Raw genomic sequence first — 16,888 nt, 5'->3', positions numbered from 1 at the left:
GCCGGGTCGACCAGAACCCGGAGAGTACCAAGTGACCGTGACACGGGCCCCACGCTGCCCCTACCGCGACGACGACCGTCCGGCGGCCGACCCCTGCGCGGACTACCTCCCGCTGCGGGAGGAGGAGCCGGTCCGCTGGGACGAGGACCTGGAGGTGTGGATCGTCTCCGGGTTCCGCGAGACGACGGCCCTGCTGCGGCACCCCGCACTGTCGGCTGCCTGGCCGCAGCGGGGCACCACCACCCTGCACCGGGAGGGAGAGGGCGGGGGGCGGGCCGCAGAGGTCGTGCGCAGGTGGTTCATGTTCAACGACGACCCCGAGCACGCGGCGGCCCGCCGGGTCGTCGCGCCGCTCTTCGCGGCCGACCGGCTCGCCGCGATGCGTCCCGTCGTGGAAGAGCTCGTCGACGAGCTCCTGGCGGGGCGGACGGACGGGCTGGAGGTGATGGCGGAACTCGCCGTCCCGCTCTCCAGCCGGGTCATCTGCCGGATCCTGGGGCTGCCCGGGGAGGTCGCGCCCCGGCTGCACGACTGGGCGCCCGACATCGCGGCGCTGCTGATGGCGGACTACCTGCCGGAGGTCAGGACCAGGGGTCATCGCGCCTTGCGGGAAATCGCGGACGTGGTGGACGAGGCCCTGCGCTCGGAGGTCCGCGAGGGCACCGGGCTCTGGCTGCTGCGCAACGCCCACCGGGGGGGCGTCATCGAGGCCGCCGACGTCTGGGCCACGGCGAGCCTGCTGATCTACGCCGGGTTCGAGACCACCTCGACCTTCATCGGCAAGGCCGTTCGGGCCGCGCTGCACGCCGATGCCTGGGCCGACCTGCGGAGCGGTGAACCGGGCTCGGTGGTCGACGAGCTGCTCCGTTTCGACACCTCGGTCCAGCAGGTGGCCCGGGTGGCCACCGCGCCGGTGGAGGCGGCCGGTCACCTGATCGCGGAGGGGGATCTCGTCCTGCTGATGCTCGGCGTGGCCAACCGCGACCCGGCCGCCTTCGTCGACCCGGACCTTCTGGACTACGACCGCGAGATCAGGCGGCACCTCGGCTTCGGCTTCGGCGCGCACTACTGCCTGGGGGCGGGGCTGGCGCGGATGGAGTCCGAGATCGTACTGGAGCGCCTCGCCGGCAGGTGGGCGGATCTCGCCCTCGACGGGCCGCCGGTGACGAGGCAGCACTTCGGCATCACCCTCCTGGAACGCCTGGCCGTGCGCGGCACGGCCTCCTGACGGCCGACCGCAGATCCCTGAAAGGAGAGTTGGGATGACACGAGTGACGAGCGGCTCCCCGGAGTCGGCGGACAGCCTCATCGGTGGGGAGCGGGTGTCGCGGCACCACCTCCGCCAGTTCCTCACCCACCAGGATCACCGGGGCGACAGGGACGTGGTGGAGCGCGTCGCCCGGGCGGACCAGGAACTGCTTGCCGGGGACAGGAGTGGTCTTTGATGCAGGGAATCGTGAACGAACGGACGGTGGTCCGGATGCTCGGCGCGATCGTCGACGCGCATCCGGACGTGGTCGCGGTCGAGTGCGGCCAGCAGAAGCTCACCTACCGTCAGTTCTGGGACGCGGCTGCCGCGGTGGCCGGACGCATACGGCAGGCCGAGGGCCACCGGAGCGGTTGCCTCGTCGGTCTGCTCTTCGAGCGCGGCATCGAGGGCATCGTGGCACAGCTCGGAAGCTGGCTCGCGGGTGCCGCGTACCTGCCGCTCGACCCGGCACTGCCGGACGGCCGGGTGGAGGCGATCCTGCACGACGCCCGGCCGGTGGCCGTGCTCGCGCAGGAGGGGCTCGCCGGACGGGTGCCCGCGGGTGTTCCGGTACTCGACAGCACCGGGGCGGCCCCGGCGTCGGTGTCGCCGGCCCCGCTGGCCTACGTCATCTACACCTCCGGTTCGACCGGTACGCCCAAGGGCGTCGAGGTCGGCCACGCGGGCCTGGCGAACCTGGTGTCCTGGCACCGGGAGACCTACGGCACCCGGCCCGGGGTGCGGGTGGGAGCCTTCGCCGGGCTGGGGTTCGACGCCACGGTCTGGGAGGTCTGGGCGGCTCTCGCGAGCGGGGCGACGCTGGTGCTGCCGACCGAGCGGCTGATCGTCGACAGCGCGGTGATCGCCGAGTTCATCGAGCGGAGCGCCATCACGCACTGCTTCCTGAGTACCCCGCTCGCCGAGCAACTGTTCGCCCTCCCGGCCCCGCCCGTCGGCCTGGCCGTCCTGCTGACCGGCGGGGACCGTCTTCGGGTGAGCCCGCCGGCCGGCTTCCCCGCCGCGGTCTTCAACCACTACGGGCCGACCGAGGCCACCGTGGTGACCACCGCCAGCGCGGACCTGCGCCGCTGCCCCACCGAGGGCGCGCCGGTGATCGGACGCCCCATCGCCGGCGCGAAGGTCCGGCTGGTGGATGCCGACGGGGTCGAGGTCGCCGAGCCCGGTGTGCCCGGGGAACTGCTGATCGGAGGCGACGTCCTGGCCTTCGGCTACCGGGGCGACCCGGAGCTCACCGGCCGCAGGTTCGTCGCCGACCAGGACGAGAACCGCTGGTACTCCTCCGGCGACCTCTGCCGCTGGACGGCCGACGGCGAGCTGGAGTTCGTCGAGCGGCGGGACGCCCAGGTCAGCATCCGCGGTCACCGGGTGGAGCCGGCCGAGGTCGAGCAGGAGATCCTGGCCGTTCCCGGAGTGGACCAGACGGCCGTCGTCCACGTGCCGGACCAGGACGGCGGATCGCTGCGCGCCTTCTTCTGCGGCGAGGCCGAGCCGGGCGACATCCGCGCCGCACTGACCGGTCGGCTGCCCGCGTACATGCTCCCCACCGGGCTGCACCGGCTCGTCGCGATGCCGCTGACACCCAACGGCAAGATCGACCGGAAGGCCCTGCCGGACACTCCGGTCGCAGCCGCGGCCGAGCCCTCCCCCCTCGGCGCCACCGAGGCGCGGATCGCCGAGATCTGGTCCGAGCTGACCGGGAACCTCCCCCGCTCCGGGGACAGCTTCTTCGAGATCGGTGGGCACTCGCTGATCGCCGCCCGGGCGGTGTCCCGGACACGTGAGCAGTTCGGCATCAAGATCGGGCTGCAGGCCATCTTCAACCATCCGGTCCTCGCGGACTTCTCCGCCGAGGTCGACGAAGCCGTCAGGAGTGCAGAGTGATGCAGGACCAACGGCCCCTCGTCATACTGGAGTTCGGGAACGAGGTGCCCCGGAGGACCTTCGGCGCCATCCTGCCCGACGGTTGGCAGGAGCGGACCCTCAGGATCGACCCATTGCACTACCCCGGCCTCGCCGACGGAGTCGTCGGGACGGCCGAGCAGGCCGCCCACTGGGCCGAGCGGATCACCGCCGCCGGGCCGCTCCCGGTCGCGGTGCTGGCCTACTGTTCGGCCGTCGGCCTGGCCTCGGCGCTGGTGGAGGCGCTGCCCGGGCCGGACGTCCCGCTCATCGTGCTCGACCCGGCACCGGCCGATCCCAAGACTCCTCAGGAACTGCTGGACGACCTCGCCCTGGCCATGGACGAGTCCGCCGAGGTGCCCGTGATCACCGGCCTGCCGTCCGGTGACGCGCTCACCCTGGCCGGCTCCTTCCTGCTCTCGGTGATCGTCGGCTGCTCGCCCGGGCTCGACGAGGAGATCCTGGTCGAACTGACCGAGGGGCAGCGGGCCTGGCTCAGCTTCACTCTGACCGCGGCGGTGCCCCCGCAGGCCCCGCCGGCTCCCACCCACGTCCTGCTGAGCGAGGCGCTCGACTGGCCGGGCTCCGGGGCGGTGCACCGGGTCGATGTGACGGCGGAGGAGCTGTTCCACGCGCCTGCCGTGAAGGTCCTGCTCACCAACCTGCTGGCCACCGGGGAGAAGGAGGAGCCGTGCAGCCGGCCCTCGTAGAGCGTGACGCCGTCGACGTACCCACCCCGGAAGCGGTGGAAGCCGTGACGGCCGAACTCGACGGGGCCGCCTCGTGATCACCCTCCTGCCGCCCGGCGTGGAGGTCGAGGAGGCGCACGGTGATCTGCCCGACGTCCCGCTGCAGCCGGGGGAGGCCGAGGCGGTTGCCAGGTCACCGGTCGCCAGGCGCCGCGAGTTCGCCACCGTCAGGCACTGTGCCCGAACCGCCCTCGGTCGGCTCGGCATCCCCCCGGCCCCGATCCTCCGGGGCACGGCGGGGGCACCGCAGTGGCCGTGCGGCGTGGTCGGCAGCATGACCCACTGCTCGGGCTACCGGGCGGCCGCGGTCGCCCGGGCCGGGCCATTCCGCTCCCTCGGTATCGACGCGGAGGTCCACCAGCCGCTGCCCGACGGGGGCCTGCGCCTGATCACGTCGCAAGCCGAACGGCGCCACCTCGCGGAGCTCCTCCGCCGGGACGCGGAGGTGCACTGGGACACGCTGCTCTTCGCCGTCAAGGAGAGCGTCTACAAGGCGTGGTACCCCCTGGGCGGCATCGTGCTCGACTTCGTCGACGCCGAAGTCGTCCTCGACCCGGAGAACGGGACCTTCACCGCCCGGCTGCCGGCTTCGGAGTCGACGGCCGACGGGGCCGGCCCGGTCTTCTTCGAGGGGCGGTGGCGGGTGGCGGACGGGCTGGTCCAGGCCGCGAGCGCCGTTCCGGGTCGGCCGTGCACCTCCGGCCCGTCCCATTGAAATCCTCGGAAGCAGTGGACATCCTCTCTGAATCGGTCACGTCGGTCCGGGAATTCTGTAAACCATTGATGTGAAGATTGGCTGGCCAAGTGGAAGACCCCTACGATTTCGAGGGTGACAGGGCCTGGTTCGAACTGTGGAACGGTCAAAGGGGGTTGTGGCTCCAGCATCAGCTGGACGAGGGCCGGGCGGAATCCAACCTTCCGCACTGGCAGCACTTGTACGAGGCGGTGGACATCGTCGCCGTGCGCCGTGCCGCAGCCTTCCTGACGGACCGGCACCAAGCGCTGCGGCTGTCCTTCCGGGACACTCCGGAGGGTCCGCGCCAGCGTGTCCTGCCCGAATTCGACCCGGACGTACCGCTCGTCGACCTGACCGGCGCGGCTGATCCGACGGCCGAACTGAATCGGCGCGTCCGGGACGAGAACGCGACCCCCTTCGACGAACTCGCCACCCCGCCGGTGCGGTTCAAGGTGTTCAAGCTGGCCGCCGACCACCACTGCCTCTACGTGAACGTGCACCACATCATCGCGGACGGCACCAGCATGGGCATCCTCATACGCGAACTGCTGCTCTGCTACCGAGCTTTCGCCGCGGATGGAGAGCCGGAGCTGCCCCCACTCCCGACGACCTACGACGCCTTCGTACGGGGCCGGCGGGAGTGGCTGGCGAGCGACCGGAGCAAGGCCATGGAGGTGTACTGGCTCGACCAGCTGGCCGCCCCGCTGCCGCGGCTGCGCATCGGGGACTACGACGCGCCCGCCGATGAGGTGGTGAACGAGACGCTGGAGTTCGACGTCGAGGCCGACACGGCCGCAGGGCTGGCGGCACTGGTCAAGAAGCTGCGCGTCACGCCGCACATCCTGCTGCTCAGCGTCTACGCGGTCGCGTTGCGAGACATCAGCGCCGACGACGACATCGTGGTCTGCGTCCCGTTCTCCGGCCGGGACACCAAGGAGTTGAACGGCATGTTCGGCAGTTTCGTCAACCCGCTCTCCGTCCGGGTGCGGATGTCGGGTGCGGACCCCTTCGAAGAGGTCGTGCGCCGGACCAGAGCCGTGAGCATCGGCGCCTATGCGCACAGCCGTTATCCGTTCACCCTGCTGCTCGAGAAGCTCGATGTGGAATCCCGACCCGGCCGGAACCCGGTCTTCTCGACCTCCTTCCAGTTCGCGGACTTCCTGCCCCCGGCCCGGCAGACCTCGCAGCTCGACCTCTGCCTGTTCGGCAAGCCGGACGGCGACCGGCTCGGTCTGCGGCTCAACTACAACTCCCGACGGCTGGCGAAGTCCGAGGCCGAGGAGGTCCGGTCGGCCTTTCTGGCCGTCCTGCGGACGGTCGTCGAGGACGTGACGGTCTCGCTGGCCGCCCTGGCGGAGCCGCTGGCGCGGGCCCGGCGGGCGGCGCGGACCGTACCCGCCGGCCGTCGTCGGCTGGGGGCCCTGCGAGCCTCCCGGCCCGGGACGCCGAACGCCTGAGCCGGTATTGCGCCATCTCACCGAAAGGAAGGGCCCATGGACGGACAGCGTGACGACGACGGCTACGTCGTGGTGATCAACTCCGAGGAGCAGTACTCCATCTGGCCGCAGGGCCGCGAGCTGCCCGCCGGCTGGCGGGAGACGGGCGAGCGGGGCTCGAAGGAGGCCTGTCTCGCGCACATCGACGAGGTGTGGACGGACATGCGTCCGCTGACCCTGCGCCGGGAGATGGCGGGCGGGACCGGCCGATGAGGGTGACGGTCAGGCCGCTCGCCGAGCGGCCACAGGCGGCCACGCGGCTGTTCTGCTTCCCGTACGCCGGCGGCGGTGCCTCGGTGTTCCGCGACTGGGCCGCCGCCCTGCCCGCCGACATCGAGCCGTGGTCGGTACAACTTCCGGGCAGAGAAGACCAGTTGGGCGCCCCGCTGTTCGACCGGATGGGCGCGGCGCTCAACGTCCTGGTGCCCTCGGTCATCCAGCACCTGGACCGTCCGTTCGCATTCTTCGGACACAGCATGGGCGCCTTGATGGCCTGGAACCTCACCCGCACCCTGCAGCGGATGGAGATCGGCTCACCCACCCGGCTGTTCGTCTCGGGGTGCGTACCGCCCCAAGCCCGGAAGGAGAGCGCGTACCACGCCGGTCCGGAGAAGGAGCTGATCGGGAAACTGCGCTCCTGGTCCGCGACACCGGAAGCGGTTCTGGCGGACCCGGAACTGATGCGCCTGATGCTCCCGGTGATCCGGGCCGACCTCGCGGTGGTCGAGACCTACCGGTTCACCGACGGGCCGCTGCTGACCTGCCCGGTCACGGCGTTCGGTGGGACCGAGGACGATCCCGCGGGCATCGCGGCGATGCCGCGCTGGGGCGAGCTCACAGCCGGCGGCTTCGACCTGCGGATGTTTCCCGGCGGCCACTTCTTCCTGCACTCCGCCCGTCCGGCCGTGCTCGCCGAGATCGCCGGGCGGCTCGCCGCCGTGCCCCGGCAGCACGGCCACTGACCCGAAGCCCTTCGAAACAACCATCCTCTCGATCGACGGATTTAGGTGGAACGACATGTCGCAGCGGTCCGTGATGGACGTCGTCTCGGATGTGTGGACGGCTGTCCTGCACACCGAGATATCCGGTCCTGACGCCAACTTCTTCGCGCTGGGCGGCAATTCACTGCAAGGTGCCAGAGCGATCAGCCAGCTGCGCGAGGAGCTGGGCATCCGGATTCCGCTCAGCGTGCTCTTCGACGCACAGACCCTCGTCGAGCTGACCGCGGCCATCGAGGCGATGCGGGAGACGGAGCCCGGGGCGGAACAGACCATCGAGCCGTTCGACGGGCGCTCGGGCGAGGTCTTCCACGCGCCCACCTCGTTCACCCAGCAGCGGCTGTGGGTCGACGAGCACATCCAGGGTCCGAGCTCCCGCTACAACATCCCGATGGCGAACGAGCTCGTGGGCCCGCTCGACATCACGGCCCTGGGGCAGGCCGTCCAGGCGCTGGTCGACCGGCACGAGGTCTTCCGCACCACCATCAAGGCGGTCGACGGCATCCCCGAGCAGGTGATTCAGGCCAAGGCCGAATTGCCGCTGACCGTGGTCGACCTCCGGGACGAGCCGGAGGAGAAGCAGGAGCAGGTTCTGGCCGGTCTGCTCCTCGACTCCGCCCAGCGGCCGTTCGACGTGGAGCGGGGGCCGCTGCTCCGGGTCGAGCTGTACCGGCTGGACGAGGACTGGCACGTCCTGCTCATCAACCTGCACCACATCATCACCGACGTGTACTCCTTCGAACTCGCCATGGCCGAGCTGCTGGAGCTCTACGCCGCCGCCGCCGACGGCGGGATCCCGGCGGCCGTGAGGCCTCCGGTGCAGTACGCCGACTACGCCGCCTGGCAGCGGCGCACGGTCACCGGGACCACGCTCGAACGCCAACTGGACCACTGGAAGGACCGACTGCGCGGCCCGCTCCCCGTGCTGGACCTTCCGACCGACCTGCCGCCCCGGGAGAGCGGCACGAGCCAGGGGGCGTCGGTGGACATCGAGCTGCCCCGAGCCGTGTCGCGCAGGATCCGCGAGCTGTCCAGGGAGCACAACGCCACTCCGTTCATGACCATGTTCACGCTGCTCAACGTGCTGCTCAGCCGGTACAGCGGCCAGACGGACATCGTGGTCGGCATCCCCAGCGCCAACCGTGATCTGCCGGAGCTCGATTCCATGCTCGGGTGCTTCCTCAACACCCTCGCCGTGCGCAGCGACCTGTCCGGCGACCCGACGCTGGCCGAGCTGCTCGGCCGGGTCCGGGGCAGGATCCTGGAGGCCTTCGCCCACCAGGACGTCCCCTACGAGCGGGTGGTCAACGCGGTCTCGACCGACCGTTCCTCCCGGCAGGGGCCGTTCCGGGTCATGCTGGCGTACCAGCACGCGGTCCCGGCGCCGGAGCTGGCCGGGATCACCGTCAACGACGTCGAGTTGGGCCTGAACCTGAAGGCGGTCAAGTTCGACCTGGTGTTCCGGGTCGTCGAGACCGAATTCACGTACCGCCTCGCGGTCGACTACAACACCGACCTGTTCCTCGAGGACAAGGCCTGGCGCATCCTCGACCACCTGGCCGTGCTCGCGGCCGACGCGGTGGCCGCTCCCGCCAAGCGCCTCTCCGAGCTCACCATCCTTCCCGAGGATGAGCGTCGTCAGCTTCAGGAGTGGTCCACCGCCGACTGCGGTCCGTACCCCACGGACCTCTTCCTGCACCGGCTGTTCGAGGCGCAGGCGCTCAGGACCCCGGGCGCGGACGCGGTGGAGAGTGGCGACGAGCGGGTCAGCTACCACGAACTCGACCGCAGAGCATCCCGGTTGGCCGACGAGTTGACGGCGCGCGGCATCGGCACCGACGATCTGGTCGGCCTGTGCGCGGACCCGTCGGTGGACCTCATCGTCGGCATCCTCGGCATCCTGAAGTCCGGTGCCGCCTACGTGCCGATCGATCCGCTCGCCCCCGTCGACCGGATGTCGTACGTCGTCGCGGACAGCGGGATGAAGATCCTGGTCACCACCCCGGAACTGCGGGACCAGCTGCCGGCGGCCGTCCTGGAGAACGTGGACGTGGTGAGCACCGCGCAGGACGGCGCGCAGGACGGCACCCCGGGGTCCGCGCTGCATCCCTCGCAGCTGGTGTACCTGATGTACACGTCCGGGACCACCGGCCGGCCCAAGGGCGTCGGCCTGCCGCACACCGCGATCACCCCGTGGATCCAGTGGGCCCAGGACATCCGTCCGATCGGGCCCGGCACCCGGGTGGTGCACAACCTCTCCTACCACTTCGACTGGTCTGTCGAGCAGATGTTCCACGCACTGACCGCAGGCGCCTGCCTGGTCATGCTGCCCCGTGAGGTCAAGGCCGACGGCCGGGCCACCGCCCGGTTCATCAACGAGCAGTCGATCCACATGCTGTACCTGACGCCGACCCAGATGCGCGGCATCACCGACGCCGGCCTCGACATGCCGACGCTGCGGCACGTGTCCATGGGCGGAGAGAACCTGGACGCCGACCTGGTGGCGCGAACCCGCGCGGTCGTCTCCGCCGGGTGCGAGATCTGGAACGAGTACGGGCCGACGGAGACCGCGGGCGCGGCCCTGGTCGGCCGGATGGGCGACGAGCCGCTGGAGCGCAGCTCCATGCCGCTGGGTGAGTTGATCGCCAACGCCTCCTGCGCGGTGGTCGACCGCTGGGGGAACCTGCAGCCCATCGGCGTGCCCGGCGAGCTCTGGATCGGTGGTGACGGCGTCGCTCGCGGCTACCGCAACCAGCCCGCCCTGACCGCCGACCGGTTCGCCCCGGACCCGGCCCGGCCCGACCGACGCCTCTACCGCACGGGTGACCTGGTGCGCCGCCTGCCCAACGGGGAGATGGAGTTCCTGGGCCGGGTCGACAACCAGGTCAAGATCCGCGGCGTGCGGGTCGAGCTGGAGGAGATCGAATCGGTGCTGCGCGGTCACCCGGAGGTGGCGAACGCCGTGGTGGTCCTGGAGCCCGACCAGCGGCTGGTCGCCCACGTGGTCAGGACACCGGGCAGCGGGCTCGACGAGGCCGCGCTCCGTGCCCACCTCGCCCCGAAGCTGCCCATCGTCATGCAGCCGGCCGTGTTCATGTGGCTCGAGGCCATGCCGCTCTCCCCGACCGGCAAGGTGGACCGCCAGCGGCTGCCCCGACCCGAGCCGATTCCCGTGCTTCCGACCGCCGTGACGCCGCCGAGCACGGAGACGGAGCGCACCGTCGCGGCGGCCTGGGCGGAGGTGCTCGGGTTCGCCGAGGTGGACGTGCGGGCCAACTTCTTCGAGGCCGGCGGGGACTCGTTCTCCCTGCTGGCGGTCGTCAGCCGACTGCGGGCCGAGCTCGAACTGGACATCCCGGTGCGCGCCCTGGTCGACGCGCCGACCGTCGAGACGCTGGCCGCGTACATCGAGGCACTGCGCCGGGCGGCCTGACATCCGTACTTCCGAGCCGTGGCGGTCGCGGAACGGCGAGAGCCGAGTCCCCGGCGAGCCATACGCCCCTGCGCCTCCGCCGCGGGGCGACGAATCCTTCTCGGCCTCGTCGGTGCCTGTCCCGGTCCGGCGGTCAGTTCGACAACGATGGGAAGTGACGTCATGAGCGACACCGCGGCTCACGACATGGCGGCAGAGACTCTGCCCGAGCTGTTCGCGGCCCAGGTGGCCCGCACCCCCGACGCCGTCGCGCTCGTCGGCGCCGATGCATCCCTCACGTACGCCGAGCTGGATGCCAGGGCCGGCCGACTGGCGCGGTCGCTCACGGCCAAGGGGGCGGGGCCCGAAACGGTCGTGGCGGTCGCGGTGCCGCGATCCGTGGAACTGGTGGTCGCCCTCTACGCGGTGCACAGGGCCGGGGCCGCATACCTTCCGGTCGATCCGCTGCTGCCCGCCGAGCGGGTACGGGAGATGACCGAGGACGCACGGCCCGTGCTGATGCTCGACAGCGAGGACGTCCGGCGGATGTCGGAGGAGGGCGCGCCCGAGGCGGACGAGACCGGGTGGCCCTCGCCGCACCCGTCGAGCACCGCCTACGTCATCTTCACCTCGGGATCCACCGGCCGGCCCAAGGGGGTGGCCGTGTCCCACGCGGCCATCGTCAACCGCCTGCGCTGGATGCAGGCGGAATATCCGCTGGGCCACGACGACCACGTCCTGCAGAAGACCCCCGCCGGATTCGACGTCTCCGTGTGGGAGTTCTTCTGGCCGCTGTGCGTCGGTGCGCGCCTCGTCCTGGCCGGGCCGGACGAGCACCGGGATCCCACCCGGATCGCCGAGCTGATCCGGGCGGAGCGGATCACGACCGTGCATTTCGTCCCGTCCATGCTGCGTCACTTCCTCGAAGAGCCGACCACGGCCCGATGTGATTCGCTGCGCCGGGTGTTCGCGAGCGGCGAGGCGCTCTCGGCCGATCTGCGGTCACGGTTCTTCCGCCTCCTGGACGCCGAACTGCACAACCTCTACGGGCCCACCGAGGCCGCGGTGGATGTGTCCTACTGGCGCTGCGGCCCCGACGACCCACCCGGCCCGGTGCCGATCGGCGCCCCGGTGCGGAACACCCGGCTGTACGTTCTGGACGAGCAGCTGAACCAGGCCGCGCCCGGTGCGGCCGGCGAGCTCTACATCTCGGGTGTCCAGCTGGCCCGCGGGTACGTCAACCGGCCGGGGCTGACGGCAGAGCGATTCGTCCCCGATCCCTACGGCCCCGAAGGCAGCCGGATGTACCGGACCGGGGATCTCGCCCGGCGGGACCCCGACGGGGTCCTGCACTACCTGGGCCGCGACGACCACCAGGTCAAGGTGGGAGGCGTGCGCATCGAACTCGGCGAGATCGAAGCGACGTTGGCCCGGCACGCCGCGGTCGCCGACGCGGTGGTGGCCGCGAGGCCCGACGAGGCCGGCGGGACGCGGCTGACCGCCTACCTCGTACCCGACCCCGTCGAGGCCGCCGCGCTGCGGAACCTGTGCCGCCTCGAAGAAGCCGGGCTCCTCGACCGGAAGGACCTGCAGACCCTGCCGAACGGCATGGCCGTCGTCGCGTCCAACCGGTCGGAGGCGGACTTCCTGTACCGCGAGATCTTCGAAGAGGGCGAGTACCTGCGGCACGGGATCACGCTGCCCGACACCGGGGCCTGCGTCTTCGACGTGGGCGCGCACATCGGGTTCTTCTCGCTCGCGGTGGCCCGCTCCCGTCCCGGCAGCGTGGTCCATTCGTTCGAGCCGATTCCGCAGCTGTTCCGCATGCTCGAACTCAACACCCGGCTGCACGGGGTCGACGCCAGGCTGTACCCGTGCGGCCTCGCCGAAGAGGCGGGTTCGGCGTCGTTCACCTACTATCCGCAACTTTCGATAATGTCGGGGCGATTCGGTGACATCGCCGAGGAGCGCGGTGTCCTGGAGGCCTTCGTCCGCAACGAGCAGCCGATGCGGGAAGCCCTTCCGCAGAGCGGTGCGGCGGATCTCGACAGTCTGCTCACGGAGCGGCTGCAGCACACCGACGTGACCTGCGAGCTGCGCACGCTGTCGGACGTCATCGACGAGACCGGTGTGGAACGGATCGACCTGCTCAAGATCGATGCGGAGAAGAGCGAACGCGCGGTGCTTCTGGGACTCCGTGAGGAGCACTGGAACCTGGTCCGCCAGCTGGTGATCGAAGCGCACAACGCCCCGGGCCGGATCGACTGGATCCGGGGCCAACTGGAGGAGCGGGGGTACCGGGTCACCGTCGACGGGCTGGCGATGCTCTCGGAGACCGGTCTGGTCACCCTCTACGCAGTCCGCGGCGGGCAGCCGGCCTCCGACGGCGGGGAGAGTGCCGCACCGGCGTACCGTGGGTCGGGCTGGTCGTCCCCGGATCTGTACGTCGAGGACGTGCGGCGAGAAGCGGAGCTCCGGCTCCCGCCACAGATGGTTCCGGACCACTTCGTGATCGTCGACGCGTTTCCCCTGACGGCCAACGGCAAGCTCGACCGGGCGGCACTGCCTGCGCCCCGGCGCCGACCGACCGGGAGACCGGCCGCTCCGCGCGACACGACCGAGGTGCTGCTCCGCTCCTTGTTCGCCGACGTGCTTGCCGCACCCGACATGGGGATCCACGACGACTTCTTCCGTCTGGGCGGCAACTCGTTCGACGCGATCCGCCTGGTGGCCCGGATCCGTGAGGCGCTGGGTGTCGGAGTGACCGTCCCGAGCCTGTTCAAGGCCCCGACAGTGGCCGCCTTCGCCGAACTGCTGGCCCATGGATCCGACGGAGCCCCGTTCTCGCCCGACGCATGACCCTTCCGCGCGTCGATGCTCGCCTCCGCGGTGCCGCACCGCCCTTCCGGCTGATGAGGGGACAACCGACCGTGTCCGGACTGCTGATCCTGGACCGGGACCCGCGCCACCGCCCCACGCATCCCGGAGGGGCACTGTCACGTTGACCGACCGGGTGGGACGATCTTCTGGTCGGTCATGCCGGGAGGGGGGCGTCCGTGGACGGCGCGCCGCCGCCGCACGGCCGTCGACAAGGTCACCACCCTCCGGTTCGACCGACACGGCAACCGAGGGGCCGGGCCGCCGGGCCGAGGGACTCCGAACACGTCCGCCGGGCCGTCGGGCCCGTCGCGGTCCCCCTCGGGACCTGCGGCGAGCCCAGCAACGCCCAGGCCGGCGGACAGTCCTGCCCCTGTCGAACCGCCCCTCCCGTCCGGGCACCTGGACGGGAGCGGCTCGCAGCACGGCGGACCCCTGGAAGCTGCCGGGGACGGTGGACCCCGGCTCCCGCACCGGCGTACGGCGGGCACGTCAACGCGGTGGTCACGCGGGAGCGTCCGAGGAGAAGGAGTGAGGCGTGGCCGACGGGGCGATTTCGGCGAGTTGGCTGTCGAAGGCGCGCAGCAGATCGGGGAGCCGTTGCGGCCAGGAACCGGTCAGCGGAGCCTGGACGACGCATTTCAGGGTCCCGTCGGGCAGTTCGCACACCTGGAGCTGAACCTCGGCGACCGCGCCGACCGGCGGCACCGGAACGGCGTGCATCCTTACCGGACCGGCCGAATGCTCGACGCGCTGCCAGTTCTCGAAGGCGAACAGCACCTGGTAGACGGGCATCCGACCACCGGGGACCGTGTGTACGGCCCGGACGATTTCGTAGCGGGGCAGCGCGGAGCCCAGGACACTCTCCCGCACGGCGGCCCAGACCCGCTCGACCACCCCGGGTGCGGACAGCTCGGGCATCCGCACCGGCAGGATGTCGATCAGGCAGCCGAGCTCGTCCGCCTGCCCGGCCGAGCGGGTGGCCACCGGTGTGCCGACGCAGAAGTCGGAGCCGCCGGTGATCTCGGCCAGAGCCCGGCCGTACGCGGCCAGCAGCACCGCGAACGGTGAGCAGGCGCTGCGCCTGGCCTGGTCGCGCACCGCCTGCCAGGTGCTGGGCGGACAGGTGGTTCGGAGCTCGGCCGACCCACCTGCAGCGAGCTCGTGCTGGTTCGGCGCCGGGCTGCCGTCCGGGGTGGGCAGGTCGGCCGCCCCAGTCAGCAAGGCGCGCCAGTGTGCGGTGAGTTCGGCGTGCTGCGCCGGCGTGAGTTCTGCGGCCTCCGCTCGTTCCAGCACGGGCAGATCGGTCGCGACGCCGTCGACGGCCCGTGCGTAGGCGCGCGCCAGATCGGCGGCGAACACCTCCTGGGAGAGCCCGTCGAAAGCGATGTGATGGACCGCCAGGAAGACGGTGGCGCCCTGTGCGTCCGGGGCGACCGCGGCCCTGTAGACGCGGCCCGCGGCGAGATCGAAGGTGTCGGCGTTCAGCAGGGTGGCGGCCGCCTCCTCGAAGCCGGTGCCGGGCCCGAGGCGCAGCAGGGGCTCCGCGACCGGCTCCGCGAGGACCTTGCGGACCACCTGCTCGTGCTCGAAGACGAAGGCGGTGCGCAGCGCCTCCTGGCGGCGCGCCACGGCCGACAGCGCTGCGTCGAGGGCGGGGAGATCGAGCGGGCCGTGGACGCGGACCTGGGCGAGGATCCAGCCGGCGCGGCTCGCCGGGTCGATCTGGTCACCGAGCCAGAGCTGCATCTCCAGGGCGGAGGCCGGCTGAACCCGCACCGTCGTGTGGTCAGTCACAGGAAAGCTCCTTGTCCGTGCCGTCGCAACGCGGCGCTCATGCGTTCCAGGGTCTCTTCCAGGACCTGTGGGGACGTGCCGAAATTGAGCCGCACGAATCCATCGCCGCCGGCTCCGAAGGCCGGACCGGAGAAGAGGAGCACCTTGGCCTCGTCGCGGAAGAAGGGCATGGGGTCCGGACCGATCCCCAGCTGCCGGCAGTCGAGCCAGGCAAGGAACGTGGCCTCCGGAGTCCGACATCGGATCCTCTCCGGGAGCCGCTCGGCCAGCAGCCGCCGGTTCCGGTCCAAGATGGCCAGCACGTCGTCCAGCCAGGCATCGCCCGAGGTCCAGGCAGCCTTCAGGGCCTCGACCGCGAGCACTCCCACTTGGCCGAAAAGCAGCCCGCGCCGGGCGTCGACGGCATCCCGTACGTCCCGCGGTCCTATGTGTGCCAGCGCGCAGCGGATCCCGGCGAGGTTGAATGCCTTGCTCCCCGAGGTGAGGGTGACCGTGCGGGCAGCGATTGCCGGGCTGAGCGAGGCGAAGGGAATGTGCCGGTGCGGGGCATGGGTCAGATCCGCGTGCACCTCGTCGGAGATCACCAACAGGTCGAACCTGAGCACGAGTTCCGCGAGTGACTCCAGCTCGTCACGGCGGAACACCCGGCCGGCGGGGTTGTGGGGGTTGACGAGGAAGAGCACACGGCAGCGGCCCGAGCCCTCGTCCGCCGCGGTCCGCTCCATGAGCGCGGGATCGAACTCCCACCCGCCCTCGCCCTCCTGGAGCGGAACGGTCAGCGCCCTGCGGCCGATCCTCTCGATGACATCGACGAACGGCGGGCAAGCGGGGGTGTGCAGAAGTACCGCATCGCCGGGGTCGGTGGCGACCTGGAGCGTCGCGAGCATCGCCTGGTTGATGTCCGTGAACAGCCGGACGTGCGTGGGATCGGGCCTGTGGCCGTACCGGTGCCGCGTCCGCTCGGCGAACACTTCGCCGAGCGGGCCGCCGCGGCTCTCGTCGAACCACGGGGGGTAGCCGAGATCGCCGTCGGCGCGGCGCAGCAGGGCCTGGCGTATCGCGGGCGCGGTCGGAAAGTCCATGTCCGCGACCCAGGAGGCCAGCATGCCGTCGCCCGCGGTGGCCCACTTCTCCCCGTCCCGCTGTGACAGGCGGCTCAGTTCGAGGGAGTCGAGAGCAGTTGACGAAGTGTCGGCCTTCATAGTCCTGTTCCGTGTCGGTTCGATGGCACAGCGTTGTGCGGACCAATGCCGGTGCGGTGCCGCACGACGGAGAGGAGGCCGGTACGGAAAGCCTGCGACAGGAAACCGATCGCCCGGCAGACCTCCTGCGGGCCCCCGGCCCTCCAGTCGCATCCCCATAACCCTGTTGGGCCACACGGGAGTTCCCCGAGAACTTCATGGTTGCCCAATGACGGGAGCACACAAGGGTATACGGCAGCCTTCGACCGCGAACGTGTGACGTCGGCCACATTGCGGCGTTCGTAACCCGCCGATACTGTCGCCAACAGCGCCTTCCTCAGCCCGGATCAGACGCTGAGGCTGGTCGCTCGCAAAGCTTGGAGCCTCCTGGCCCGGCAGTCGGTGCGCCCATGCGCCCATCCGATATTCACAGTCGAATTACATCTGCGATGTCGAGAATCTGTGACAGGAGA

At 70.9% G+C, this 16,888-nt stretch carries 11 protein-coding genes and 1 pseudogene; 10 read left to right on the top strand and 2 right to left on the bottom strand.

Features of this window, described 5'->3' with window-relative positions:
- Positions 1–37: 37 nt before the first annotated feature.
- The 10 genes and pseudogenes from ACWGKU_RS17185 to ACWGKU_RS17140 form a co-directional block, all read left to right on the top strand.
- Entirely contained in the window at positions 38–1,228 is a 1,191-nt protein-coding gene (locus ACWGKU_RS17185; RefSeq protein ID WP_452178765.1) for a cytochrome P450, read from the top strand.
- 34 nt (positions 1,229–1,262) lie between these two features.
- Complete coding sequence (locus ACWGKU_RS17180) at positions 1,263–1,445, top strand: hypothetical protein (RefSeq protein ID WP_401045684.1); 183 nt, start codon at positions 1,263–1,265, stop codon at positions 1,443–1,445.
- On the top strand, positions 1,445–3,151 hold the full coding sequence (locus ACWGKU_RS17175) for a non-ribosomal peptide synthetase (protein ID WP_452178764.1): 1,707 nt from the start codon (positions 1,445–1,447) through the stop codon (positions 3,149–3,151). Before ACWGKU_RS17180 ends, ACWGKU_RS17175 begins: the two co-directional genes overlap by 1 nt.
- On the top strand, positions 3,151–3,879 hold the full coding sequence (locus ACWGKU_RS17170; RefSeq protein ID WP_452178763.1) for a hypothetical protein: 729 nt from the start codon (positions 3,151–3,153) through the stop codon (positions 3,877–3,879). The genes ACWGKU_RS17175 and ACWGKU_RS17170 overlap by 1 nt, the downstream gene beginning before the upstream one ends.
- A 73-nt stretch (positions 3,880–3,952) precedes the next feature.
- Entirely contained in the window at positions 3,953–4,633 is a 681-nt protein-coding gene (locus ACWGKU_RS17165; protein WP_452178762.1) for a 4'-phosphopantetheinyl transferase family protein, read from the top strand.
- A gap of 89 nt (positions 4,634–4,722) precedes the next feature.
- A complete protein-coding gene (locus ACWGKU_RS17160; RefSeq protein WP_452178761.1) occupies positions 4,723–6,111 on the top strand; it encodes a condensation domain-containing protein in 1,389 nt (462 codons plus the stop codon).
- A 36-nt stretch (positions 6,112–6,147) separates the two neighbouring features.
- Entirely contained in the window at positions 6,148–6,363 is a 216-nt protein-coding gene (locus ACWGKU_RS17155) for an MbtH family protein (RefSeq protein ID WP_452178760.1), read from the top strand.
- A complete protein-coding gene (locus ACWGKU_RS17150; RefSeq protein ID WP_452178759.1) occupies positions 6,360–7,112 on the top strand; it encodes a thioesterase II family protein in 753 nt (250 codons plus the stop codon). The genes ACWGKU_RS17155 and ACWGKU_RS17150 overlap by 4 nt, the downstream gene beginning before the upstream one ends.
- Positions 7,113–7,167: 55 nt before the next feature.
- On the top strand, positions 7,168–10,581 hold the full coding sequence (locus tag ACWGKU_RS17145; protein WP_452178758.1) for a non-ribosomal peptide synthetase: 3,414 nt from the start codon (positions 7,168–7,170) through the stop codon (positions 10,579–10,581).
- A 177-nt stretch (positions 10,582–10,758) separates the two neighbouring features.
- A pseudogene (locus tag ACWGKU_RS17140) lies at positions 10,759–13,419 on the top strand (amino acid adenylation domain-containing protein); the annotation flags it as partial.
- A 522-nt stretch (positions 13,420–13,941) separates the two neighbouring features.
- On the opposite strand, the gene ACWGKU_RS17135 reads toward ACWGKU_RS17140, so the two are convergent.
- Positions 13,942–15,234, bottom strand: coding sequence for a condensation domain-containing protein (locus ACWGKU_RS17135; protein WP_452178757.1), 1,293 nt, complete (start codon positions 15,232–15,234; stop codon positions 13,942–13,944).
- Entirely contained in the window at positions 15,231–16,436 is a 1,206-nt protein-coding gene (locus ACWGKU_RS17130; RefSeq protein ID WP_452178756.1) for a MalY/PatB family protein, read from the bottom strand. Before ACWGKU_RS17130 ends, ACWGKU_RS17135 begins: the two co-directional genes overlap by 4 nt.
- Positions 16,437–16,888: the final 452 nt, after the last annotated feature.

It is taken from the genome of Kitasatospora sp. NPDC054768, from assembly GCF_053612025.1.
This window is presented reverse-complemented; position numbering and strand designations above follow the sequence as displayed.